The sequence below is a fragment of the Ponticaulis sp. genome, from assembly GCF_029210165.1.
Classification (GTDB): domain Bacteria; phylum Pseudomonadota; class Alphaproteobacteria; order Caulobacterales; family Hyphomonadaceae; genus Ponticaulis.
The window spans coordinates 466126-489193 of the sequence record NZ_JARGNT010000001.1; the positions used below are offsets into that span (position 1 = coordinate 466126).

The following is a 23068-nucleotide window of genomic DNA, read 5'->3' on the forward strand; positions in this document are numbered from 1 at the left end:
GGTTACAGCGCACCCACACCGCCCTAAGCTCGCTTCGGACGTGTTGGCGAAGTAAGCGCAAAACCTGATGGCCCTGAAACCTCTCCTTTCAACACTCACACTGTGCCTCGCAATCGCTCTGCCATCTGGCGCTGACAGCGACCGCCGCATTGCCCTCACCTATGATGATGCACCGCGCGGAGACAGCGCCATGCAGGGTGATGAACGCGTCAAGATGCTGATCAGCGGGCTCGACGCTGCTGGCGTGGAACAGGCCGCGATCTTTGTGGTCACCGAGCGCATCAACTCCCCGGAACGCCTCGCGCGTATTCAGAGCTTTGCCGAAGCGGGTCATGTGATCGCCAATCACAGCCACACCCATCCTTGGCTCAGAAACGTCACCGCCGAAGAGTATCTCGCCGAAATCGACACTGCAGAGATGATCCTGCAGGTGTTTGAAAACCGCCGCCCATGGTTCCGCTTCCCCTATCTCAATGAAGCGCCCGACATTGAACGCCGCGACGCGTTACGTGCAGGCCTTGCCGAGCGTGACCTCTTCAGTGGCTATGTCACCGTCGACACCTATGACTGGCATTTAGACAGCCTGTATCAGCGCGCCGTGAACAATGGCGAAAGTTTCTGCCTGTCCGGCCTTCGCGACCTCTACACGGGCATGCTGGTCGAGGCAGCGAACTTCTATGATCAGGCCGCGCGCGAATATCTGGACGAGGTACCGGCGCAGGTCATGCTACTTCACGAAAATGATGTGGCAGCCCTGTTCGCAACCGATCTTGTTGCGGCGCTTGAAGCCGATGGCTGGGAGATCATCACCGCTGATGAAGCCTATGAAGACCCGATTGCGAGCGTTCTACCTGACACCCGCTTTCTGGGCATGGGCCGCGTCGCTGCGCTCACCAGCCTCGCCGGAAAGCCAGGCCCTGAGTTCACATACCTCGCGGTAGAGGAAGACCAAATCAACGCGGCTTTTGAAGACCGTGTTCTTGGCGCGTGCGACTAGGCCTTATCGAGGCACCGGAAACAGCTCGAGAGAGCTTAAATCCACCGTATAGGCCGCATTGCCGAGATCATTCTCATTGCGCTCAATACTGATCACGCCTTCCAGATAATAGGGCGCCCAGATATCCTCCACACGCGCGGCGTCTTCAGAGCGCACATAAATCACCTGATTGGGCGGAGGCGGCGGGGTGTGAATGCAAGCGCCCTGAGACGGGACGAATAGAAACTCGGTATAGCGGTCGTCAGTTTCGAAGGTGAACGGCACAACATAGCCCGGAATACGGATCAGCGTGCCGTCTATATCCTCAACCGTATCAAACGTCCCGAATTGTGGCATATAATCGAGGTCTGAGCCTTCCTCGATTTCAGCGCCTGCCGTCAAATCAGACAGACGCGTCGCCTCTGCCTGAAGGCGCATTTCGAGGCGCTCATAAAACTCTTCCTGCTGGCGGAAATATTCGTCCAACGCGCCCTCTGGCAGAAGGTCGCTCCAGACAATCGGCAAAGGCTCACCGGGCTCGACGCCCCAGTATGGAGAGCTCTCTTCTTGCGACGTTTCAGAAGGCGCTACGGGCGGTGCAGTGTCGCTCACCTCCGATGACGGGTTTTGTGGCGAGTCACTGCAAGCTGAGAGGAGAAGAAGCGCAGAAACGGAGAAGAAAAGTTTCATCATCCCCACGGGCCCTTGCGGCGTGCTTCACGCGCTTTGGCCCAGGGAGAGGTGACCGTCTCAGGTTCTGCGACATCAGCCGGCTGGTAGGCGCCACTTACCTGCCCTTTCAGGCTCATGAGTGCCTCAATCCGGTTTTGTGTGGCCGGGTGCGTAGAAAAGAGATTATCGCCCCTCTGCCCCGCGAGCGGGTTCACAATGAAAAGGTGCGCCATAGACTGGTTAGCTTCAGTATTGCGATCCGGCATCAGCTCAGCCTGCCCAGAGATTTTGGCCAACGCGCGTGCGAGCGGTTCTGGATCACCCAGAATTTCAGCGCCCTCGCGGTCAGCTTCGTACTCTCGCGCACGGCTAATCGCCATCTGCACGATAGAGGCTGCAATCGGCGCCAGAATGGCAATTGCGATACCGGCAATCAGGCCGCCGCGATCACGGCCACCGCCGAAGAACATGGCAAAATTTGCAAGCAGACCAATCGCGCCAGCAATGGTCGCTGTGACGGTCATGGTCAGCGTGTCACGGTTCTTCACATGGGCAAGTTCGTGCGCCATCACGCCAGCGATCTCATCGCGGTTCAGCATATTGAGAAGGCCAGTCGTTGCTACGACGGCCGCATTCTCTGGGTTCCGGCCGGTTGCGAAGGCGTTTGGCTGGTCCATTTCGATGACACAGATTTTCGGCTCTGGAAGGCCTGCACGTTCCGCAAGACGGCGCACATCTTCAAGATAGGCCGCGACCTTAGCGTTGTTGCGGTAATCCTCTGCGGGCTTGGCGCGATAGCTGCGCAGAACGATCTGATCAGAGTTCCAATAGCTGAAGACGTTCAAGCCAATCGCCACAACGAAGGCGATCATCATACCGGCGACGCCGCCAACCAGATAACCGACTGCACCGAACAGCGCTGTCATCGCCGCAAGCAGCATAAAGGTCTTTGTATGGTTCAGCATGTTCATGCTGCGAGGTCTCCGATTGAACAGGCAAAAATATGCTCAATCGAAAATGTAGGAAGAGCGCGGCAGGCTGAAAAGAGCCTGCCGCAATAGGACCTTAATTACGCTCAGATGGCGGGCGCACCTGAACCGGCGTCAGATTGCCGGGCACGCCATCAGGCCGCGCAGTTGCCACCATGCGCTGATAGGCAGGACGCGCCTCTACGCGCTCTTTCCACGCGGCAACTTGCGGGAACTGGTTCACGTCCACCAGATTGAGCTGTGTCGCGACATTAAGCGGGAACCACATAATGATATCGGCAGCAGAAAATTCCGGCCCGCCGAAATAGTCGTAATCTTCCAGCCAGTTTTCAGCGTATTGAACCACCGCTTCGCTATCCACCAGAGGTGAGCGGCTGGTCGGCGGATTGGTCCGCCATGCGCGATAATCACTGAACAGACGCGCGGCGAGCGAGCCCTCCGCATAATGCAGCCACATCAGATGGGTCGGGTAGAACTCGCTATCGATTGGCGGGGCCAGTTCGCCCGGCGCATAGCGCGTGAGGATCGTCTCCATAATCGCGCCTGATTCAACGAGGATCTGATCGCCAATCACAACGGTCGGCACTTGTGGCATTTCATGGCCAAGCGCGCGCACAAGATTCATAGATGCCTGAAGATCGCCGGGCACATATTCCAGCTCATATGGAAGATCAAGTTCCTCCATCAGCCAGACAATACGTTCCGACCGCCGCCCTTCGAGGTGATAAATGGTGACAGGCGGCAAAGGCATCGCCTCGGCTTCCTGAACCCGCGTATGCGTTGTGGTGTTCACCGAAACGCAGGCCGCAAGCAGGGGTAATGACGCCAGAGCGCCAATAAGTTTTTTCATGATTTCCTCCCAGTTTATGGAAGGAGGCTATCGCTGTTTTACAGTGTAAGATAGATGCCATCCGGCGCTCAAAGACACCGGATGGTTCACATTTTTTTGAACTAAAATCTGTGAGTACAGACTAGCTCACCATGCGGAAGGTGGTGCGCAGATACTCAACGAATGTCGGGCTGATACCTTCTGCCAGATAATGCTCTGCAGGCAGTGGCCATTTCGGTGAGGCATAGTCAGCATCAGCGCGAACCTTCTCAGGAAAGTCGTGCGCGAGGATTGCCGCGCGCCCGATCATCGCAAAGTCACAGCCTGCTTCCAGAACTTTGCGAACATGCTCTGCATCGACGATTTTACCGGCTGTGCCGACTTTCACATTGCCACGCGGCAGATCCATAAAGTGCTGCAGGAGAGGCTTGTCTTTAAACTCTTCTTCTTCCGGCATTTTGAAGGAATCCCAGAGCGACAGGTCGATATAATCCACCTCGTCGCGGGTCACGAGCTCAGTGAAGAACTGCTTCATCTCGCCGAGACGCTGCCCGAAACGTTCAGGTGAGAAACGCACGCCAATCTGGAAGTCCGGACGACAGGCCTCACGAATGCCGGTGATCACCTCAAGGATCAGACGGCAACGGTTTTCAAAGCTTCCGCCATACTGGTCATCGCGCAGGTTGATCTCCGGCGACAGGAATTGCGCGAGAATATAGCCGTGCGCGCCGTGCACTTCGACGCCGTCAAACCCGGCTTTTTCAGCACGTTTAGCAGCCGTGATGAAGTCGTCGCGCAGCTGTTCGACTTCTTCTGTTGTGAGGGCGCGCGATCCGGTGTCTGCATCATCAGATGCGCCCACCGGCTGGCCGACAATCTCTTTCGGAGAGCGAATGCCTGCATGGTGCAGCTGAAGCGACGAGACAGCCCCGCCAGCGCGCAGGCCGTCTGCCAGACGCGTCAGGCCTTCAAGGTGATCATCGCTCCACACGCCAAGCTGGCCGGGAAAGCCCTGACCATTGGCCTGCACATGCGCAGCGCAGGTCATCACCATGCCGAAGCCTCCGGTGGCACGCATGGTCAGCCATTTATACTCATCCTCGGAGAGTACACCTGTATCATGGCTTTGCTGGTTGGTGAGCGGCGCAAGCGCCAGACGATTTTTCCAGTCCGGTCCACGCGTAAATGAAATTGGCGAGAAGATATCTGCAGCTGTCATTGTTTCCTGTCCCTTATTTTGCCCTGATTTAAGAGCAGTCTGTCACGCGAAGAGCAAGCCGAAACCGCCCTGACTGGACTTCGCGCCACGCGTCTCACATGATCTGGGTGTAAAGCATCAGGCCGCAAGAGCCGGGAGGGAAACATGAGAAAGCTGATCATCACCTTGTTTGCGCTGGCACTGAATTTCAGCGTCAACACGGCTCCTGTTCATGCTCAGGGATCAAGCACCATCAACATTGCTGGGCTGAACTTTTATTGCAACGCCAATAATGGCGCGCGGGTGCCAATCTATTTCACCGAAAACGCATGGCGGGGCGGCGGCGCTATGGCGGGGATTGATCCCTATCGCGGCTTCTACATCGATGTGAGCCCGAATTATCTCTACTCACTCAACCAATATGCGGCGGCTTACGTTTTCCTGCATGAGTGCGCACATGTTGCCCTGCCATTCGGTGTGGGCCTTGCCACGCCGTCGCAAGAAATGAACGCAGATTGCTACGCCATCCGACAGATGCGCAATCTACGCCTGATCAACAATCCGTATGAGTTCAATGCCGCTGTTTCAGCCGTCGCAAACATGCCGGGCTCGCCTGCAGGCCATCTTCCAGGCCCTGCCCGCATTCGGCATCTGGCGCAGTGTATCAGCTTCTGATCAGGCTTTCTCGGCCTGACGGAAGAAGAAGGCGCCCAGAAGCCAGATAAGCGCGAAAGCGACGGTCGCAGCGATTACATCCCAAGGCCATTTGGCCGCCTCAGAGCCCCAACCGAGCGCCAGCGCACTACTGCCAATGGCGACCTGCATAATCGCCATAATGAGGAGCGTTTTCTTCATCGCATCCGGGCTGAACCGACCGTAGACGCCGCCAACGACGCCCACGAGCAGCACGACCAGATAATAGAGATTGGCCGGATTATCGGCATCACCGATCAAGCCGACCGCCCCGCCAGCCCAGAACAATAGAACCGAGCCAATGATATGGGCAACAAAGCCCAGCCGATAGGAGATCGGACGCTTCAGGCGCAAAAAGATCAGGCCTGCAACGCCCAGCATGGCGAGCAGAACGCCCGCCACGATAAAATCACCAATCGACCAGTTCATTTAGGTGTGTCCTGAAAGCCTATTCCGGAATAGGCGGCCAGACGGTTGCGTCGACGAAGTCGCAGTCCGCCGGTTCCATGACCGCGTCATCCCAGTGAGCGCTATATGCACCTTCTGCGGAGATTACCCAAGGCTCTTCACCATATTGCGTGTCGCCGTCGACTTCGGTGACCGCGGTGAAATTCACGACGCCTTCATCATTCAGCTGGCCATCGCTGAGAGTGGTTTCAAACGACGCAAAATAGGCGTTCTCCGCATCGTGGATCGTGCCGTAATGACGGCCGGAAAATACACCTGCGATATCCAGCGTGATTTCCAGACCTTCCGTCGAGCTGTCTTCCTGCAGGAAGTAGCAGTACTCGCCCTCTGAAAGCGCCGAAATGGCTGTCGTCGCAGCGTCAGAAACTGCCTCAGTGACTTCGCCTGCAGCTTCCGCCACTGGAACAGCTGCTTCAACGGGCGCAGGTGCTGCTTCTACCGGTTCGGCTGTTTCAGACTGCCCGCACGCCGCGAGCACAAGCGCAAAAAGCGCTGGTGAGATAAGATGTTTCATAATTTCCCCTCGTATTCCCATGTCACACTCGCACCAGAGTCTTGTATTTACAAGGCAGGTTTAAGGCAGGCGCTGTTCGATAGGCACGTAGTCGACATCGTACCCAAAATAGCGCGGATGAAAGACCTCAAGGCCCGCATCACGTCGCCAGAGCGGATCACACTTCATTCCGAGCACCACAACGGCTTGCCCTTCCACGAAATCAGGATTGTTCACGCCTTCGCAGGTTTGGCGGTCAATAACCGTGATCAGATCAGGACAGGTCGCGATGACGTCGCCATTGCGGCGCGCCACGAGATGTTCGTTCTTGTAATCAAGCAGCATAGACTGGCCCTCAAACCTGTCCGTGCCCGAAAGGGTAAGATCACCAACAAGGAAACCGTCCTCATCGCGCCAGGTAAAACCCGTCACCTCGCCGGTGAACAGCTCATATCCGTCACCAGCGGCGCGTGCCGCCTCAATCGGGTCTGCGCCTGATGCCCTTGCCTCACGTACAGCCGCCCCGATCGCCATAGCCAGTGAAACTGACCCTTTCACCAACGCACCTTCCGATTTGGCGACCGCGCCAGTGATCGGCGCATCAGCGACACCAACCAGCTGGCTGACGACGGACAGCGCTCTGAAAATGTCTTCCTCCCGTGACGGGTCCTGCACCCCCTGAAGCACCACTTCATCGCCGAAATAGGTCACGCCTGCGGCGGGTGTCAGCGGATGACCGGCAACACGGACCGAGTGTTGGTTGATCTCTGGCGTTGCGCGCCCGACGGTATCAGCGTCCAGCGACGGAATGCCAAGCCGCGCTGCGCAGGACAGACCTTCAGCAAGACTGAGAGGACCAATCTCCCCCATAATCACGCCCGAAAAAGGCGTCCCCATATGGCGCTCGAGAAGCCGGAAGGCATCAAGCGTTGGCGCTTCAATTTTATTCTCAATCCGGTCAAGACGCGCCTGCATATCCTCACTCACAGGCGCAAGGCTTGCGAGCGCATACGGACAGGCGACGCGATCATCATCTGCAAGCTGATCGACGCCGATCAGAGAGAACACATGCCCGTTTGCAAGGTCTGAACGGATCAGCTCACGCGCTTCGGCAAGGCTTCCTCCGCCGCCGCACCCGAGATAGCTGCTTCCGATCAGAATATCGTCGAGGTTCTCCGCCGTGAGGCCGCGCCCCGAAGGCGTAGATGACTGGCCGCTGCTCGCCGAAGCGCAGCCACCGAGCGCACCTGCTGCAACCACTAAACCCTGAAGAAAATGTCGCCTGACCAGCATACTCACACCCCCGAAAACGCTTGCTGTGTCAGATTGGTCAGGAATGCGGCCCGAGGCAAGGTGGGTAGGCAAATAGAGCCTGCACCTGCATCCAATGCCATGCTAACAGGGCGCATGAAGATTTATATCGATGCAGATGCCTGTCCGGTGAAGGACGAGGTCTACAAGGTTGCCGAGCGTCATCGCGCGCATGTGTTCGTCGTGTCGAACAGCTTTCTGCGCGTCCCGTCCCTGCCCTATATAACGCAGCAAGTCGTTGATGCTGGCCCTGACGAAGCGGATAACTGGATTGCCGAGCGCGCGACGGCGTCAGACATCGTCATCACGAATGACATTCCGCTCGCCGAACGCTGCCTGATGAATGATGCCCGCGTCCTGCAGCCCACCGGCAAAGCCTACACCAAGTCAAATATCGCCGCAGCCATGGCGACCCGCGCCCTGATGGAACAGCTGCGTTCGACCGGCGAGCAGTTTGGCGGCGCGCCGCCTTTCAGCCAGCGCGACCGGTCACAATTCCTGCAAGCGCTCCACGAAGTATGCGTGAAGCTGAAACGCGGCGCTTAAGCAGACTTCTTAAGCCCGGTAAGCTGTTTGTAGCGATCAGCCATTTCCTTCAGCTCACCCGGCGCGAAGATGTCTTCGAGTGCTTTAAAGCCATCCGGTGCGCGTTCATGCGCGAGCTGCATACACTGTTCAGGACCGTTCTGACGGTTCGCACGAACAATGGCTGCCGTTGCAGGAAGGCGTTCGCCTTCATAGCGCGCAAGAATGTCTGCCACGCTGCCGCCTTCGGAAATCGACCGCGTAATGCAGAGCGCATCGATGATAGCCTGCGTCGCACCGTTAGAGCCGATCGGGTACATCGGGTGCGCTGCATCGCCCAGAAGCATGACATGACCATCCACCCAGGTTTCGACTGGATCGCGGTCGACCAGAGGAAATTCGTAAACACCTTCGGCACCTTCAATCAGACCGGCCACATCCAGCCAATCAAAATCCCACTGTTTGAACACAGGATAGAAGTCATCAAGGCGGCCTTCCCGGTTCCAGTCTTCACGGTCGAGAAGCTCCGGCACATTAAGCTCTGCAATCCAGTTGATCAGCTGTTTGCCATCTTCGCGAACCGGTGAGATCGGGTAGCAGACAAACTTCTCTGACTGATGCCCCGCCATGATCATGCTTGCGCCGGTCAGATAAGGCTTGGCCCATGTCACACCACGCCAGAGCACACGTCCTGCATAGCGTGGCAGTCCCTGATCCGGGTACATCTGCTCACGCGCGGCAGAGTGGATGCCATCAGCGCAGATCAGGATTTCAGAACGCGCTTCGACGGTTTCGCCATTCGGACGCTGCATGACGGCCACGGCCTCATCGCCCTCATTACGGAATGATTTAAGGCGGTGACCGGCAAGGATCTTATCCTCTCCCAGACGTTCACGAGCGTGCTTGAGCAGTGTCATCTGCAGATCGCCGCGACCGAGCGAGATTTGCGGCGTCGAAAACCCACCAAACTTTCCGCGTGGTTCTGTCCAGATATGCTGCCCGTATTTGTTGTAATATGAGAGCTCGCGCGTCGCGACGCCTGCCTCAAGCAGCTCGTCCACAACGCCAAGCGACTGCAGAATGACAGAAGCATGTGGCAGCAGATTAATGCCTACGCCTAAAGGCTGGATTTTCTCTGTTCCCTCATAGACCGTCATATCATGGCCAGCGTCATGAAGCGCCAACGCCGCTGACAGTCCGCCCATGCCTGCACCAATGATATTTATCTTCACAGTTATCGCTCCAACGGGGTCTCTTAACTCCGGTTATGGCTCTGCACAGGGACGACACGCAACCGTCCAACACCAACTTTGTACTCCTGCGCGACACAAAACCGGCGCAACGTTTCGTTTCCGCCACACGCCATTTGGCGCAATGAAGATGCTATAACTTACAAATTGGTACGCCATTTCAGAATATTATTCCAAACCCGCAACTTCTCTCGAAGAGACTAAACGCGTTAAATTCGAGCTTGCGTGCAGGCTTCCTCATCTGTCAGTCTGCAGAAAAAAGCAGGGTGAGGATATGAGGATGAAAATCATGAAAACAGCGGCCCTTATCGCGTCAGGATCACTGGCGCTGATTGCCTGTTCGCAGAACACACCAGCGCCGGAGGCCGCTGCCTCGCCAGGTGCGGTTTTCTTTCCGGCCGATGATGACACCGGTATCAGCCCGGATACGCCGCTTCGCATCACATTTCCCGATCCGCTCACCATCCATTCTGAAGGTGTGATAGAAATCACCGATGCAGAAACCGGCGAGGTCGTAGACCGGATCGACGTTTCTATACCTTTCGGCCCATTCCCGGACGGGCGTATGTCGGGCGCAACTCAGGAGGACAGGGTTCGCCTCGGCCGCGAGTCGGTCATGTCGGACTATCAGGTGAACACGCTTCAGGGCGTGGACTTCCACTACCACCCGGTCCTAGCTCTCGAGACCACCGCCATCATCACGCTGCACAACGGCGCGTTGGACTATGGCGAGACCTATAACGTGCATGTGGATGGAGACGTTTTCGGTCTCAGCGACACAGATTTTGAATGGAGCTTCACAACACGCGAAGCGCCACCCGACGCCGATACAGGTCGCGTGACTGTCGCCAGTGACGGGTCAGGCGACTTTGTGACGGTTCAGGGCGCTCTCGACTTTGCGCCCGCGACAAGCACTGAGCCCTTTGAAATATTCATCCGCAATGGACGCTATGACGAGCTGGTTTTCCTGAACGGTAAGTCAGACATTATTCTGCGCGGCGAGAGCCGTGACGGCGTTGTCGTGCGCTATCCGAACAATTCCGCCTTTAACCCGCCGCGCGGGAATCCATCCCGCCGCCCCGCCTTTCAACTCCATGAAGTGAGCGACATACAGCTTTCGGACTTCACCATACAGAATGATTTCATTGGGCAGGCAGAAGCGCTGCTGGTCCGCGGCGACCGCGTCATCATTGATAACATGCAACTCAATGGCTCTGGCGATGCGCTCACCACATATGGCTCCATCTATATGCAGGATTCAGAGCTGATCGGGGACGGCGACACCATCCTCGGATATGCGACGCTGTTCTGCCTGCGCTGCACAATCAAATCGGTTGGCCCGTTCACATGGACCCGCACCCCTGAAGGCCAACATGGCAACATTTTCGTCGATTCAGAGATGATTTATCTGGACCAGCCTCTGCCCTGGTCTGTCACCGAGGATAACCCTGAGGGACAGAAGACGCGCGGTGTGCTGGCCCGCCTGCCCTTTAATGGTCCGCGAGAGGGGCCGCGTCATGAGAGGTCTAATTTCCCGTTTGCCGAAATGGTTCTGATCAACACGCGCACGGATGGTATTCCACCGGAAGGCTGGGGGCCGGTTGAAGAAGAGCACGCTGAGTTCAGCTGGGAAAACATCCACCTCTGGGAATTCAACACCATGGGTATGGCGGGCAATCCAGTCGACATGTCAGAGCGCCATCCCCTCGTTCGTGTGCTTGATGCAGAAACAGACGCAGAGCTGATCGATAACTATTCCGACCCGACCTTCATTCTCAATGGCTGGACCCCCGAAGTGAAATAGACAGCGCATTTTAACCTGAAGGGCTTGCGCGCAAGCCGGTCGGCATGGAACGCTCGCGAACTGCCGGACGCAAGCCACCACCGGCCAACAGAAAATCGGGAAGGAAGTTTGAAATGAAGGCTATCAAAACTGCACTAATCGCAGCATCAGTGCTTGGCCTTGCAGGCGCGGCTCACGCAGATGAAGTCTGGTCATCTGATGAAGGCAATATCGTTTTTCTATCCGAGCTGGAAACAGGTGAAGCCATTATCGGCGCGCCGGTTGGCAACACGATGATCCGCATGATCTTCCCGGGGCTTGCAGGAAATTATGACAACCGGAGCATGCATGATGGCGTCTGGATCAGCTCCTCTTCATTCGGCACCGAACCGTGCGGCATCTCCGTTCAGGACCCTGAAACGGGTGAAACCTCTGCCTATTGGGGCCGCGCACAAATGATCTTCACCTCCACCGGCTACCCGTCCGACGTCGTGCTGACAGCTGGCGTCTGTTTTGGTGATCCTGAAGAAATGCTGTTTGGCGAAGCGCTGAACCAGTAAGCGACAAAGACCGGACTGACCGGCCTTTCTTATATCAGATATCCGGATTGACCGGCGTCGTCGCCTGCACGGCCTGAAGGCTCGGCGCGATGCCGCGGTCATTCACGCGGAACCAGCCTGCAATGGAGTAGCGGTCACGCATAGCGGGTAGGACTTCATGCGGGATGTCTTCGCTCAGAAAGATAACCAGCGTGCCGAGCTCTGGCAGAACCAGCTCGACGGCCTCCTCTGCCTCTTCACGATCAAAGATTGCCAAGGCGCCGCCATCTGTCTCGTCCCAGTCCTCATTCAGATAGAACACGGTTGAGAGCACACGGTTACGCGCACCTTTGAACGAATCCATATGGCGCTTGTAAAACGCGCCCGGCTCATAAACGGCAAAATGGGCTTCGTATGAAAACAGGCCGAGATAGAGCGCCTCGTTCACCGCAAGACGGACCATCTCCATCACGTCGAGATAGCGCGCCTGAACCTCTTCATCGCGGCTAAGCCAGCGCGTTTTATCGCGGCGAATGTCAGATTTGATGGTGTGGTCACCCGCACGCCCGATGCCGGCTCGTTCAAGCATGGCTTCGCTATGGAGCGTTTCAGCTTCAACACGCAAGGCACGTGATAACTCAGGCGGCACGACGGTACGGGTGACGACCCATCCAGTGTCCGCGAGCTGGTTGATCCAGTTCCACCCCTGAGGCGGGACCAGTAATTCGGCTGTGTTCAAACGCGTAAGGCCCAAACAAACAAAAGGTGAGCGCCGATACACTCACTCCGTGCACCTCGCAAGAAAAAATCCCCATAGTTACCCGAAAGTGCGGACTTAAAGCCTGCAATAACCACTCTATCTTTGTGTTTGCGTCACAGGACGGAAAGGACAGATCATGACTAAATTTACGCGTACACTTCTCGCGTCTGCAGTTGCAGGTGCGGCATTCCTTCTTCCAGCTCAGGCTGAGGTCGTTTCATATCAGGCAGAGCCTACACACTCATATGTCCGCGCGACATATACCCACCTTGGCCTCTCCCATCAGGGCCTCGAATTCCCAGCGATCAGCGGCACATTCGACATTGATCTGGAAGATCCGGAAGCATCCGTAATCGACGTCACAATCGATATGCTCGCGCTCGACACAAACACGGGCGGCGAAGAGTTTTACACCCACCTCTCCAGCAGCGACTTCTTCAACTTCGAAGAATTCGCGACGGCACACTTTGTTGCGACTGAACTGAGCGTTAGCGAAGAAGACGACACAAAAGGCACCATGACTGGCGACCTGACTATTCACGGCGTTACTCAGCCGGTCACGTTTGACGTCACGCTGAACTTCCAGGGCGACCACCCGATGATGGGCGTGCCAGCACTTGGCGTTTCGGCAAGCGGCGAAATCCTTCGCTCAGACTTTGGCGTAGGCGCTTACACGCCATACGTTTCTGACGAAGTTGAACTGAACATCCAGCTCGAACTCATCGTTCCAGCGGAATAAGATATCAGTCCGGGCGGGGACCAGTCCCGCCCGGACCGCTCTCCTCTACCCGTCAGCCCTTCGGCTATTCGTCGAAAAGCTGTGTCGCGTAGGTAGGAAGCTGGTTGGCGATATTGAGGGACTGGACACGCAAATCGCGTTTGGTCTGCTCGGCCTGAAGTTTTGCCGCCTCTCTGCCGAGATCGGCATCGACCAGTTTTCCAAGATTATTGCTCAGAACATCCGCCGTCTTCATGACGAGCGTCCGCATCGTATCAATCGTACGGATGCGGCCTCCCAGAATATTCATGACTTCATGATGCTTTTCGAGCGTCGACTCGATGCGCGACAGGGAATCCTTTGCGTCCTGCAGCGGGTCAATCACCATGCTCGGAATCATATCGGTATCGGCGCCGCCAGGCTTCAGATCATAGCCCGGAACCGAGATTTCCTTGCCGCCCTTTACGTCCGTGATCGGGCGCATGTTCGACGTGCTTCCATCGATCAGATTGAAGTCGTTAAAGCCGGCATTATTGATGATGGTATCGATCTGGTCACGAAGCTTGATGAAATCCTCATTGAGGATACCCCGGCTTCGATCATCAAGGCCCGGATCAGCCGCTGCCAGCGCCTTTTCCTTCATTTCCATGATGAGGTCAGTCAGCGACTCCGTCGCCGTAAGCGCAACATCACCAACCGCAACCGAGAGGTCGAGAGAGTCCCGCACGACGCCGAGGCCGGAAATATCGGCCCGCAGCGTTTGCGCCATCGCGTAAATGGCACCATTATCCTTAGCGCCATTCACCTTGCGCCCGGTATTCATTCGGCTTTCAACAGTCTGCAAATCCCTGTCGGATTTGTTCAGGCTGCGAACGGTCGTCATAGAGCTCGAATTGGTATTCACGCTGATCGGCATATCGGCACGTTACCTTCCTGGTCTTTTTTCCGCGCCGGCCGTTTTTTTGATGGCTCTTCTGACGCTTTTACAGCGTAGACTAACCTTCATTATTGAATGTCGGTTTGAATCCTTCTGCCAAAATCAGAACAGTTCAAAAGGTAAATGTTAGGGTTAATCAAACCCGACAAACACCGCAGCGTCATCGACAGATTTACGGCGCGAAACAACCGCATTCGCAGGGAAGGTTTCATCCGGCCAGCCCATAGCAATCGCCATCATGATGACCTGATCATCCGGAATACCAGCTTCTTCGCGCACGACAGGGCTTTGCATAATACCCTGCGAGTTGATCACGCAGCCAAGCCCGCGAGACCATGCCGCATTCACAATGCCATTACAGACCGCGCCGCAGTCAAACGTGGTGATGTCGTTGCCCTCAACCTCTTTATCGAAGGTGATGATAACGGAGACCGGCGCATCAAACTGGCGGAAGCCGCGCAGAATCCAGTCCATGCGCTTTTCCTTGTCATGGCGCTCAATACCCATGGCTTCGAACAGCTGCACAGCGATCTCGACCTGGCGGTCACGATGCACACCCTGATATTTGTCGCCGCCACGGAATTCGCGGCTGTCCGGCACACCCGCCATATTGCGCTCGACATTGCCTGTACGGATGCGGTTCAGAACGTCGCCGCCAATCACATAAAAATGCCATGGCTGGGTGTTCATTGAGGATGGCGCGCGAATGGCGAGTTCCAGAACCTCTTTGATCACCTCTTTCGGAACGGGCTTATCAAGATATCCGCGAATGCTGCGTCGACCGTTGATGACCTCATCATATTCCATGTTTCTTCCCCGTGACTTTGTTTGAGCGAAGTCTGAGCACGGGTGACACAAATTTCCAATCCTTCCCCTAGCGTCAGGTCGCAATTGATTTCAGATCGTGTCAAAACGCTCCTAAGTTTCGAACTGATCTTTTCAAGTAAAGTGTAGTCAGATACACCAAAGCCAAATGGACGCCGGACCAACCGGCACAAAACTCAGCTCATGTCAGTGAGCAAGGACCCGGAAACGCCCAAATGACGTCTTTTGAATTCAACACCACCCGTTCCATCATTAACGAGCCGGGCTCGATCAATCGCCTTGGCGAGATTTGCACGCGCCTCGGCTTTGAACGCCCGCTGGTGGTGACGGATCCGGGTATTGTGAAGGCCGGCCTTCTGGAGAAGCTGACGGCGTCACTTGATGCCTCCGGCACGTCTTACGCGCTCTACACCGACATTGTGGCCGACCCGCCGGTTGAGACCATTATGGCAACCCTCGAAGCGGCTAAGACGCATAACGCAGACGGCATTATCGGCTTTGGTGGCGGATCATCCATGGACGCCGCAAAAATTGCAGCTCTGCTGCTGCGTTCCGGTGAGAAGCTTGAAGACATTTACGGCGTTGGCATGGCGAAGGGCGAGCGCGCACCGCTCATCCTGATCCCGACGACAGCAGGCACTGGCTCTGAGGTGACTGCCGTTGCCATCGTGACCACCGGCCCGAACACCAAAGCGGGCGTTGTTGCCAATCAGCTCTATCCGGATGTTGCCCTGCTCGACGCGGAACTCACGCTCGGCCTGCCTCCAATCGTAACCGCAGCAACCGGCGTGGATGCAATGGTCCACGCGATTGAGGCTTATACCTCTATTCACCTTAAAAACCCGTATTCGGACATGCTCGCCCAGAAGGCGCTTGAGCTTCTGTCGAAGAACCTAAAGCCAGTCATCGCAGACGGTTCAAACCTTGCTGCACGCCAGAACATGCTATTCGGGGCCTGCCTTGCCGGACAAGCCTTTGCCAACGCACCTGTTGCGGCGGTTCACGCCCTCGCCTATCCGCTGGGCGCGCGCTATCACATCGCGCACGGCACATCGAACGCTCTGCTTCTGCCGCACGTTCTGCGCTTCAACGCACCGAATGCTGCAAGCCTCTACGCTGAACTCGCGCCGATCTGCTTTGACAATGTCCCGACAGGCTCTGACGAAAAGACCGCCCTCTGGTTTGCAGACCAGCTTGAACAGCTGAGCCTTGATGTCGGCCTGCCACCGCGTATGCGTGATGCCGGCGTTCTGGCAAACGATCTCGATCTGCTCGCAGAAGAAGCCATGGGCCAGACCCGTCTTCTGAAGAACAATCCGCGCGAAGTGACACAAAGTGATGCGCGCGACATCTACGAAGCGGCTTACTAAAAAACACGGGAACAATGGGCGCTGCACAGCGTCCATTGAGTAACCTCACACTATTCCGAAAACGGGACTCAGGGAGAATTTCAGGGATGACGGACCACAAGCTTTCCGACCCGGCACTTCTGTGCACGAAAGCCTATATCAACGGCAAATGGACTGACGCGGCAGACGGCTCGACTTTCAATGTCGATAACCCTGCGAATGGCGAACTGATTGCCGAAGTCGCCTATTGCGGCGAAGCGGAAACCAAAGCTGCCATTGAAGCGGCCGAAGCCGCGCAACCGGCATGGGCTGCCAAAACACCTAAAGAGCGCGCAAAACATCTGCGCGACCTCTTCAATGTGATGATGGCCAATCAGGATGATCTCGGCCGTATCCTCACTCTGGAACAGGGCAAGCCACTTGCCGAAGCTAAGGGCGAGATTGCCTATGGCGCGAACTATGTCGAATGGTTCGCTGAGGAAGCAAAGCGCGTCTATGGCGAGGTGATGACACAGCCGTCTCCGGACAAACGCGTTGTTGTGATCCGTCAGCCGGTGGGCGTTGCAGCGCTCATCACGCCGTGGAACTTCCCGAACGCTATGCTGACCCGCAAAATCGCGCCCGCGCTTGCCGCAGGCTGCACAGTCGTCTGCAAACCGGCATCTGAAACGCCGCTCTCAGCTTTGGCGATTGCCGAGCTTTGCGACCGCGCAGGTATCCCGCCTGGCGTCGTGAACATTGTCTGCGGCAATACACGCGCAATTGGCGGTGAGCTGACCTCTAACCCGAGCGTCAAAAAGTTGTCCTTCACCGGCTCTACCGAAGTCGGCAAAATGCTGACCGAGCAATGCTCCGGCACGCTGAAGCGCCTCTCCATGGAGCTTGGTGGCAACGCACCTTTCATCATCTTTGACGACGCAGACCTCGACCTTGCGATTAAAGGCGTCATGGCCTCCAAATTCCGCAATGCCGGCCAGACCTGCGTCTGCACGAACCGCATCCTCGTTCATGAGGATGTGAAGGATGCTTTCGTTGAGAAGCTCCTTGCAGCCACCAACGCGCTTAAAGTTGGCAATGGTTTGGATGACGGTGTCGATCTTGGCCCGCTCGTCTCTGTCAAAGCCCGCAAGACGGTTGAAGAGTTTGTGGCTGATGCGGTCGAAAAAGGCGCAAAAGTCCATGAAGGCCCGTCCACACCAAACGGCGAATGCTATTCGCGTCCGCTGGTCCTGACAGAAGCAACCCGCGAGATGCGTGTCTTCTCTGAAGAGATTTTCGGCCCGGTTGCGCCGGTCTTCACCTTCAAGACCGATGAAGAAGCCATCGCCATGGCGAATGACACAGAGTTCGGCCTCGCATCCTATTTCTACTCAAAGGACGTTGCCCGCTGCTGGCGTGTGGCTGAGGCGCTGGAATACGGCATGGTCGGCATTAATGAGGGCATCATCTCAAACGAGATGGCTCCGTTCGGCGGCGTGAAGGAATCCGGTCAGGGCCGTGAAGGCTCACACCACGGCCTCGATGATTATCTGGAAATCAAATCGCTGACATTTGGCGGCATCTGATCTCGCATCGACACGAAAAGAAAAGCCCGTCAGGACACTGGCGGGCTTTTTTGCTTATCCCAACGCACCGGTCTCTGAGATCATCGCCGTCACCGACATGAGCGCTTCGATAATCTGGCGGCGTTTTTCGGGGGAGTATCGCTCGACAGGGCCGGAAATGCCGATTGCGCCCAGCACGCGTCGATCTTCGTCGAGGATCGGAACGGCAATCGAGAATATTCCCTGCTTCCAGTCGGGATCGGCCTCGAAATAGCCTGCAAGGCGGACCGATGGCAGGCCGGACAAGACATCATCCCGGACAATCTTTGTATCCGAGCGAAGCGGCACCACGCCAAGAGACCGGTCATATAGCCCTTCAGGGTCCTCATGAAAGGCGAGCATGACCCGCCCGGCGGCGGAGGCAGGAACCGGCAGGCGCGACCCCGGACGGCTGGAAAAGCGTATCGGGCGCGGCGAAATGAGCTTCTCCACCACCAGCACGCTGTCACCGTCCAGAACGTACAGGTTCACCGTCTCGCCGAGCTCGCTTTGAAGCTTCTGGCAATATGGCGTAGCCGCTTTGCGCACAGGATGACCAGCCAGCACTTTGGCGCCCAGTTCGAACAGTTTCAGGCTCGGCTGATACATGCCTGTTTCGGCGTCCTGCACCGCATAGTTTGACGCCACAAGGGTGGCTAGCGTGCGATGCGCATTGCTCTTCTGCAGCCCAAGGTCCTGCGCAAGCGTCGATAAGCGGACCGGGCCGGATGCCTGCGCCAGATAGTCCAGCACCCTCAATCCTTTTTCGAGCGTTGAATCCATACCCCTGAACGACCTCATTGAATTGACAGGACCGCCCATGGCGACCATCAAGTCGGCTTGTTATCTGGTCAAAGTGTCGGGGGAGTTTGCGTGAGCGTCAATTGGGAAATGCCGGAGGGCAAAGAGGTCGAGGGCTCAACTGAAAAAGTCATCGGCATTTCTGCAGGCCCGATTGGCTGGATCGTGATCAACAATCCTGCCCGCCGCAATGCTATGTCCCGCGCCATGTGGGAAACAGTGCCTCCCCTGCTAGACACGCTCTGCGCCCTGCCCGACACACGCCTGATTGTCGTAACGGGCGCAGGCGGCAAAGCCTTCATTTCCGGTGCAGACATTTCCGAATTTGAAAAGCAGCGCGCCTCACTGGAGGCCAATAAAGCCTATGACGAAGCCGCGGGTGCAGCCTTTGGCGCGTTCGCGGACTGCATCCTGCCAACCATCGCCATGGTTCGCGGCCCGTGCATTGGCGGCGGACTTGCGACAGCGATCAGCTGCGATATCCGTATCGCCACCGATACATCTATTTTCGGCATACCGGCCGCCAAGCTCGGCGTCGGCTATCAGTTTGATGGCATTCAGCGCCTCATGTCGCTCATCGGACCAGCGCGGACCAAGCAGCTCATGTACACGGCTGAATTCTACAAAGCCGAGCGCGCCGTTGCCATGGGCCTCATCGACGAAGCCATGGACGCTGAAGCACTGGAGCCGCGCCTCTATGAACTTGCAGGCATGATCGCCGCCAATGCGCCGCTCAGTATTCGGGCAGCCAAACTCGCCGTCGATGAGGCGGTAAAAGACCCAGAGCTTCGCAACACGGCCAAAGTTCAGGCCGCAATTGATGCGGCGTGGAGCAGTGACGACGTGAAGGAAGGTCACCGCGCGTTCCTTGAGAAAAGAAAAGCGAACTTCACCGGCAAATAGAGGGCGCTCACTCGGCAGTCAGACTGGTCAGAACCGATGCAATCTCTTGCCCCGATTTATCGAGAAGCGGGAAAGACTTGCTACGCAGAGACGGTGAGATAAGGTTAACCTCCCCACTCACAAGTTTCTGGTGACTGTTTTATGGCCCTCTTCAAACAACTGATTTTATCCGGCGTCATGGCGAGCGCGTTTGCGCTGCCATCCATGGCACAGACTTCGTCCGTCGCGGGCGGCCAGTCTGGCTATGACGAAACGCTCGAAGCGATTTCCCCGACCGACGAGCCTGTGCGCGTTGGTCTTGCAGGCGAAGATCCGGCTGACATCGGCCGCTACATTCTTGCCGCCAATGGCGGCGTTGGCGGCGGCTCGCTGTCTCCTGATGGCGAAACGATTGCCTTCTCATGGTCGATCACAGGCGAGCGCCAGCTCTGGACGATCCCTGCGACAGGCGGCCAGCCAACACGCCTGACATATGGCAACGGCATTTCCTTCTACCGCTGGGCACCGGATGGCGAGCACCTGATCTATGGCGCAGACAATGACGGTGACGAGCAGGAAGCCTACTTCCTGATCTCTGCAGACGGCACGAGCGAGGAAATTATCTTCCCTGCACAGCCGGGCGCATTCCGCACATTTGGTGACTTCCTGACGGAAGGCGATGGCATCATCTATACGTCTACAGCGCGCACCAATCTTCACTTCGACATTTACAAGGCAGCCATCCCGAATGGCGAGCCTGAAATGATCTATGAAGGCGAGTTCGGCGTGTATGTCGGCGCAGTCTCTCCGGACGGAAAGTATGTGAACTTCTCGACCACTGTCGGCGAGGATTCCAACAATCTCTATATGCTCGACATCGAGACCGGCGACGTCACGACAATTTCGGAGCCGGAACGCCGTGCGTCTCAGGGCGGCATCACCTGGAAAGACGATTCCTCAGGCTTCTACTTCGTCAGCAATATGGAACGCGAATATCAGGCGATCCAGTATTATGACGTCGAGTCCGGCTTCACCTCCATGATCGCATCTGACGATCAGGCCGATATGGGCAGCCTGCGCCTTTGTGGTGCGGACGATCGCTATCTTGCATGGACCCGCAATGTCGGCGGCTATTCCGTCATCCATGTTGAAGACCGCGTTGAAGACACAATGCTGGACGTGCCGGAACTTCCGGAAGGCGCGTACGGCCTCTCCTGTAACGAAGAAGACCCGCGCATTGTGATCGGCGTAAACGGCTGGCGCACACCGGGCAGCTTTGTGACTTGGGACCTCGACACAGGCGACGTGCATGACACGTTCATCGCGCCTATGGCTGGTCTCGATCCTGAACGCCTCGTGCGCCCTGAAGATGTTCGCATCACAGCGCGTGACGGTGTTGAACTGCAAGGCTTGCTCTACCTGCCAGACGACGCCTCCTACACGGGCGAAGGTCTTCCGCCGGTCGTCTTTTTCGTACATGGCGGCCCGACAAGCCAGTCCCGCCCGACCTTTGATGCGAACACGCAATATCTGGTCGATCAGGGCTTCGCTGTTTTTGAACCGAATGTCCGCGGCTCAACTGGTTTTGGCCACACATACGTGACGCTGGACGACCGTGAGAACCGTCTTGAGTCCATCGCAGACCTTGTCGATATGCTGGACTGGCTTCGTGAAGATGGCCGCGTTGATGCAGACCGCGCCGCAGTTGTTGGCGGGTCTTATGGTGGCTATGCGGTGAACGCAGCGGTTGCCAACTTCCCGGGCAATTTCGCAGCAGGTGTTTCCCTCTTCGGCGTTGCCGACTGGGTCACAGCGCTTGAAGTTGCGTCCCCGGGCCTCAAAGCGTCTGACCGTATCGAGTATGGTGACATCACTGAGGATTACTGGCGCGAGTACTACACCGAGAACTCTCCGATCCGTCAGGCAGACCAGATCGATGTGCCAATGCTCTACTCACACGGCGCACGCGACCCGCGTATCGATATCTATGAGACTGAGGTAATGGTCCGCACTATCCGCGAAAACGGTGTGCGTGCTGACTATATCCGCTTCCTCGATGAGGGACATGGCTGGCGGAAGCTGTCCAACCAGCTCTTCTATGCCCGCGCGCAGGCAGAATTCCTTGCCGACGTTCTGGACATGGATATTGGCGAGTAATCGCCAGCCAGACATCTGAAAACAGTGAAACGCCGGGAGCCTAGCTCTCGGCGTTTTCTTCTTCTACCGGCATCTCACCGACCGGCCATACGACGGCGCGCGCATAAAGCGTGGAATCAGGGCCGTTAAACGCATCGGTGACAACATGGATGCGGATATACTGCTCGCCTTCCATGCCATCGGTATTGATTGAGATTTTGATCTCACCCAGCTCGTTACCCGGCACCGGTTCAGGAGAAATGCGAACGGAGACGCCTGAAGTCTGCGAATAACCGCGCTGAACGCTGAGCGGGCCAAAGCCGTTATTGAGGAAGAGGTAGGTGTGTTCCAGAACGCTACCTTGCTCGACATCCCCAAAATTGACGCTTGCCGCATCAAAGCCGATCACGCCTTTATCGTCTGGGGCGCGGATCGCATAGGCTTCAACCATTTCTTCGGCTTCGACCATCGCTTCAGCCGGATCTACCGTTTCGATCTGCTCCTCAGGCGCAGCATCCTCATCGCTTGCAACTGACACAGGGGCAATGGCCAGAGTCGCAAACGCAAGGCAGGACAGGCGTAAGGTCGCAAAACTCATCTAAATTCTCCGCTATTCGCTTCAGGCTGAAACACTTTCTGCAGAGAGTGCAATTCCGTTACCAGTTTTGAAAGAGATGATTGCAGTTACAGAATCGGCTAGCAAAGGCTCATGTCCAAGCTCTATTTCACCTACTCGGCGATGAATGCCGGCAAGTCGGCAATCCTGCTTCAGGCCGCCTATAACTACGGCGAACGCGGCATGTCGGTCATGCTCTGGACATCCGGTCATCACGGTTCCGAAAACGCTGAAACCGGCAAGATCGAATCCCGCATCGGACTGGAAGCTGAGGCCCACCTGTTCCGAAGCGAGACAGACCTCTACCGCGCCATCTCCAAGCGGGCCGAAGATGCCCCGCTGCATGCCATCTTTGTGGATGAAGCGCAGTTCCTGAATGAAGATCAGGTCTGGCAGCTGGCGCGCGTAGGCGACGAGATGCGCCTGCCAGTTCTGTGCTATGGCCTGCGCACCGATTTTCAGGGCGAGCTGTTCGAAGGCGCAGCGGCCCTGCTCGCCATTGCGGACGATCTGCGTGAAGCGCGCACCATCTGTCATTGCGGGCGTAAAGCCACGATGACGGCGCGTCTGGACGAGAACGGCAATGCTATTCGTGAAGGCGATCAGGTGAGCGTTGCAAAAGGCATTTATGTTTCGCTCTGCCGCCAGCACTGGAATGAAAAAGTGCGGGGCGTAACCGGATAAAAAACCTCACCAGTTCGGGGGATAGGTCAAACCCGGCATTCATGTGTATTC

24 protein-coding genes are annotated in these 23068 nt (G+C 56.7%); 11 read left to right on the top strand and 13 right to left on the bottom strand.

Annotation, left to right across the window (positions count from 1 at the left end):
- Window positions 1–67 precede the first annotated feature (67 nt).
- Window positions 68–997, top strand: a complete 930-nt coding sequence (locus P1U45_RS02290) for a polysaccharide deacetylase family protein (protein WP_301057307.1) — start codon at window positions 68–70, stop codon at window positions 995–997.
- A gap of 3 nt (window positions 998–1000) precedes the next feature.
- Here P1U45_RS02290 and P1U45_RS02295 read toward each other — a convergent pair whose 3' ends face one another.
- The 4 genes from P1U45_RS02295 to P1U45_RS02310 all read right to left on the bottom strand — a co-directional run bounded on the left by P1U45_RS02295 (window position 1001) and on the right by P1U45_RS02310 (window position 4685).
- Window positions 1001–1669 (bottom strand): DUF3299 domain-containing protein, encoded by a 669-nt coding sequence (locus tag P1U45_RS02295; RefSeq protein ID WP_301057308.1) that lies wholly within the window; start codon window positions 1667–1669, stop codon window positions 1001–1003.
- Window positions 1666–2610 carry a zinc metalloprotease HtpX gene (gene htpX / locus P1U45_RS02300; protein ID WP_366144974.1) on the bottom strand — a complete coding sequence of 315 codons (945 nt, stop codon included), beginning with the start codon at window positions 2608–2610 and terminating at the stop codon, window positions 1666–1668. The genes P1U45_RS02295 and htpX overlap by 4 nt, the downstream gene beginning before the upstream one ends.
- Window positions 2611–2713: 103 nt before the next feature.
- The gene (locus P1U45_RS02305; RefSeq protein ID WP_301057311.1) at window positions 2714–3487 is read right to left on the bottom strand and encodes a glutathione S-transferase family protein; all 774 of its coding nucleotides are present in this window, start codon (window positions 3485–3487) and stop codon (window positions 2714–2716) included.
- Window positions 3488–3608: 121 nt separating this feature from the next.
- Window positions 3609–4685: an NADH:flavin oxidoreductase gene (locus tag P1U45_RS02310; RefSeq protein WP_301057312.1), complete on the bottom strand. Its 1077-nt coding sequence runs from the start codon at window positions 4683–4685 to the stop codon at window positions 3609–3611.
- A 144-nt stretch (window positions 4686–4829) separates the two neighbouring features.
- On the opposite strand from P1U45_RS02310, the gene P1U45_RS02315 reads away from it, so the two are divergent.
- Window positions 4830–5339 (top strand): hypothetical protein, encoded by a 510-nt coding sequence (locus P1U45_RS02315; protein ID WP_301057313.1) that lies wholly within the window; start codon window positions 4830–4832, stop codon window positions 5337–5339.
- Here the strand turns inward: P1U45_RS02315 and P1U45_RS02320 are convergent, their stop codons facing one another.
- Genes P1U45_RS02320 through P1U45_RS02330 form a run of 3 tightly spaced genes read right to left on the bottom strand, consistent with a single transcriptional unit; the run spans window position 5340 to window position 7611 of the window.
- Window positions 5340–5786 carry a hypothetical protein gene (locus P1U45_RS02320; protein ID WP_301057314.1) on the bottom strand — a complete coding sequence of 149 codons (447 nt, stop codon included), beginning with the start codon at window positions 5784–5786 and terminating at the stop codon, window positions 5340–5342.
- 19 nt (window positions 5787–5805) lie between these two features.
- Window positions 5806–6339: a hypothetical protein gene (locus tag P1U45_RS02325; RefSeq protein WP_301057315.1), complete on the bottom strand. Its 534-nt coding sequence runs from the start codon at window positions 6337–6339 to the stop codon at window positions 5806–5808.
- A 60-nt stretch (window positions 6340–6399) separates the two neighbouring features.
- The gene (locus tag P1U45_RS02330; RefSeq protein WP_301057316.1) at window positions 6400–7611 is read right to left on the bottom strand and encodes a DUF917 domain-containing protein; all 1212 of its coding nucleotides are present in this window, start codon (window positions 7609–7611) and stop codon (window positions 6400–6402) included.
- Window positions 7612–7725: 114 nt separating this feature from the next.
- Here P1U45_RS02330 and P1U45_RS02335 point away from each other — a divergent pair, with 114 nt between their 5' ends.
- Window positions 7726–8175 (top strand): YaiI/YqxD family protein, encoded by a 450-nt coding sequence (locus P1U45_RS02335; RefSeq protein ID WP_293607749.1) that lies wholly within the window; start codon window positions 7726–7728, stop codon window positions 8173–8175.
- Here the strand turns inward: P1U45_RS02335 and P1U45_RS02340 are convergent.
- Complete coding sequence (locus P1U45_RS02340; RefSeq protein ID WP_301057317.1) at window positions 8172–9386, bottom strand: flavin-dependent oxidoreductase; 1215 nt, start codon at window positions 9384–9386, stop codon at window positions 8172–8174. The two genes, P1U45_RS02335 and P1U45_RS02340, sit on opposite strands and share 4 nt — an antisense overlap.
- A gap of 307 nt (window positions 9387–9693) precedes the next feature.
- On the opposite strand from P1U45_RS02340, the gene P1U45_RS02345 reads away from it, so the two are divergent.
- Both P1U45_RS02345 and P1U45_RS02350 read left to right on the top strand, forming a co-directional pair.
- Complete coding sequence (locus P1U45_RS02345; protein WP_301057318.1) at window positions 9694–11208, top strand: pectinesterase family protein; 1515 nt, start codon at window positions 9694–9696, stop codon at window positions 11206–11208.
- A gap of 113 nt (window positions 11209–11321) precedes the next feature.
- The gene (locus tag P1U45_RS02350; RefSeq protein ID WP_301057319.1) at window positions 11322–11747 is read left to right on the top strand and encodes a hypothetical protein; all 426 of its coding nucleotides are present in this window, start codon (window positions 11322–11324) and stop codon (window positions 11745–11747) included.
- A gap of 34 nt (window positions 11748–11781) precedes the next feature.
- Here P1U45_RS02350 and P1U45_RS02355 read toward each other — a convergent pair whose 3' ends face one another.
- Window positions 11782–12465: a 2OG-Fe(II) oxygenase gene (locus P1U45_RS02355; protein ID WP_301057320.1), complete on the bottom strand. Its 684-nt coding sequence runs from the start codon at window positions 12463–12465 to the stop codon at window positions 11782–11784.
- 157 nt (window positions 12466–12622) lie between these two features.
- Here P1U45_RS02355 and P1U45_RS02360 point away from each other — a divergent pair, with 157 nt between their 5' ends.
- On the top strand, window positions 12623–13225 hold the full coding sequence (locus P1U45_RS02360) for a YceI family protein (protein WP_301057321.1): 603 nt from the start codon (window positions 12623–12625) through the stop codon (window positions 13223–13225).
- A 64-nt stretch (window positions 13226–13289) separates the two neighbouring features.
- On the opposite strand, the gene P1U45_RS02365 is transcribed toward P1U45_RS02360, so the two are convergent.
- Together P1U45_RS02365 and P1U45_RS02370 are read right to left on the bottom strand one after the other, a co-directional pair.
- Window positions 13290–14120, bottom strand: coding sequence for a flagellin (locus tag P1U45_RS02365; RefSeq protein WP_301057322.1), 831 nt, complete (start codon window positions 14118–14120; stop codon window positions 13290–13292).
- Between the two features lie 153 nt (window positions 14121–14273).
- Window positions 14274–14948 carry a nitroreductase gene (locus P1U45_RS02370; protein WP_301057323.1) on the bottom strand — a complete coding sequence of 225 codons (675 nt, stop codon included), beginning with the start codon at window positions 14946–14948 and terminating at the stop codon, window positions 14274–14276.
- A 233-nt stretch (window positions 14949–15181) separates the two neighbouring features.
- Between P1U45_RS02370 and P1U45_RS02375 the strand changes: the two genes are divergently transcribed.
- Both P1U45_RS02375 and P1U45_RS02380 read left to right on the top strand, forming a co-directional pair.
- Window positions 15182–16336 carry an iron-containing alcohol dehydrogenase gene (locus P1U45_RS02375; protein ID WP_301057324.1) on the top strand — a complete coding sequence of 385 codons (1155 nt, stop codon included), beginning with the start codon at window positions 15182–15184 and terminating at the stop codon, window positions 16334–16336.
- Between the two features lie 86 nt (window positions 16337–16422).
- The gene (locus tag P1U45_RS02380) at window positions 16423–17880 is read left to right on the top strand and encodes an NAD-dependent succinate-semialdehyde dehydrogenase (RefSeq protein WP_301057325.1); all 1458 of its coding nucleotides are present in this window, start codon (window positions 16423–16425) and stop codon (window positions 17878–17880) included.
- Window positions 17881–17934: 54 nt separating this feature from the next.
- Here P1U45_RS02380 and P1U45_RS02385 read toward each other — a convergent pair whose 3' ends face one another.
- Complete coding sequence (locus P1U45_RS02385; protein ID WP_301057326.1) at window positions 17935–18681, bottom strand: IclR family transcriptional regulator; 747 nt, start codon at window positions 18679–18681, stop codon at window positions 17935–17937.
- Window positions 18682–18771: 90 nt separating this feature from the next.
- On the opposite strand from P1U45_RS02385, the gene P1U45_RS02390 reads away from it, so the two are divergent.
- Together P1U45_RS02390 and P1U45_RS02395 are read left to right on the top strand one after the other, a co-directional pair.
- A complete protein-coding gene (locus P1U45_RS02390) occupies window positions 18772–19602 on the top strand; it encodes an enoyl-CoA hydratase (RefSeq protein WP_301057327.1) in 831 nt (276 codons plus the stop codon).
- A 141-nt stretch (window positions 19603–19743) separates the two neighbouring features.
- The gene (locus P1U45_RS02395; protein WP_301057328.1) at window positions 19744–21738 is read left to right on the top strand and encodes a S9 family peptidase; all 1995 of its coding nucleotides are present in this window, start codon (window positions 19744–19746) and stop codon (window positions 21736–21738) included.
- Between the two features lie 40 nt (window positions 21739–21778).
- Here the strand turns inward: P1U45_RS02395 and P1U45_RS02400 are convergent, their stop codons facing one another.
- On the bottom strand, window positions 21779–22315 hold the full coding sequence (locus P1U45_RS02400) for a DUF1573 domain-containing protein (protein ID WP_301057329.1): 537 nt from the start codon (window positions 22313–22315) through the stop codon (window positions 21779–21781).
- A gap of 111 nt (window positions 22316–22426) precedes the next feature.
- Between P1U45_RS02400 and P1U45_RS02405 the strand changes: the two genes are divergently transcribed.
- The gene (locus P1U45_RS02405) at window positions 22427–23017 is read left to right on the top strand and encodes a thymidine kinase (protein ID WP_301057330.1); all 591 of its coding nucleotides are present in this window, start codon (window positions 22427–22429) and stop codon (window positions 23015–23017) included.
- The last annotated feature ends 51 nt before the right edge of the window (window positions 23018–23068 follow it).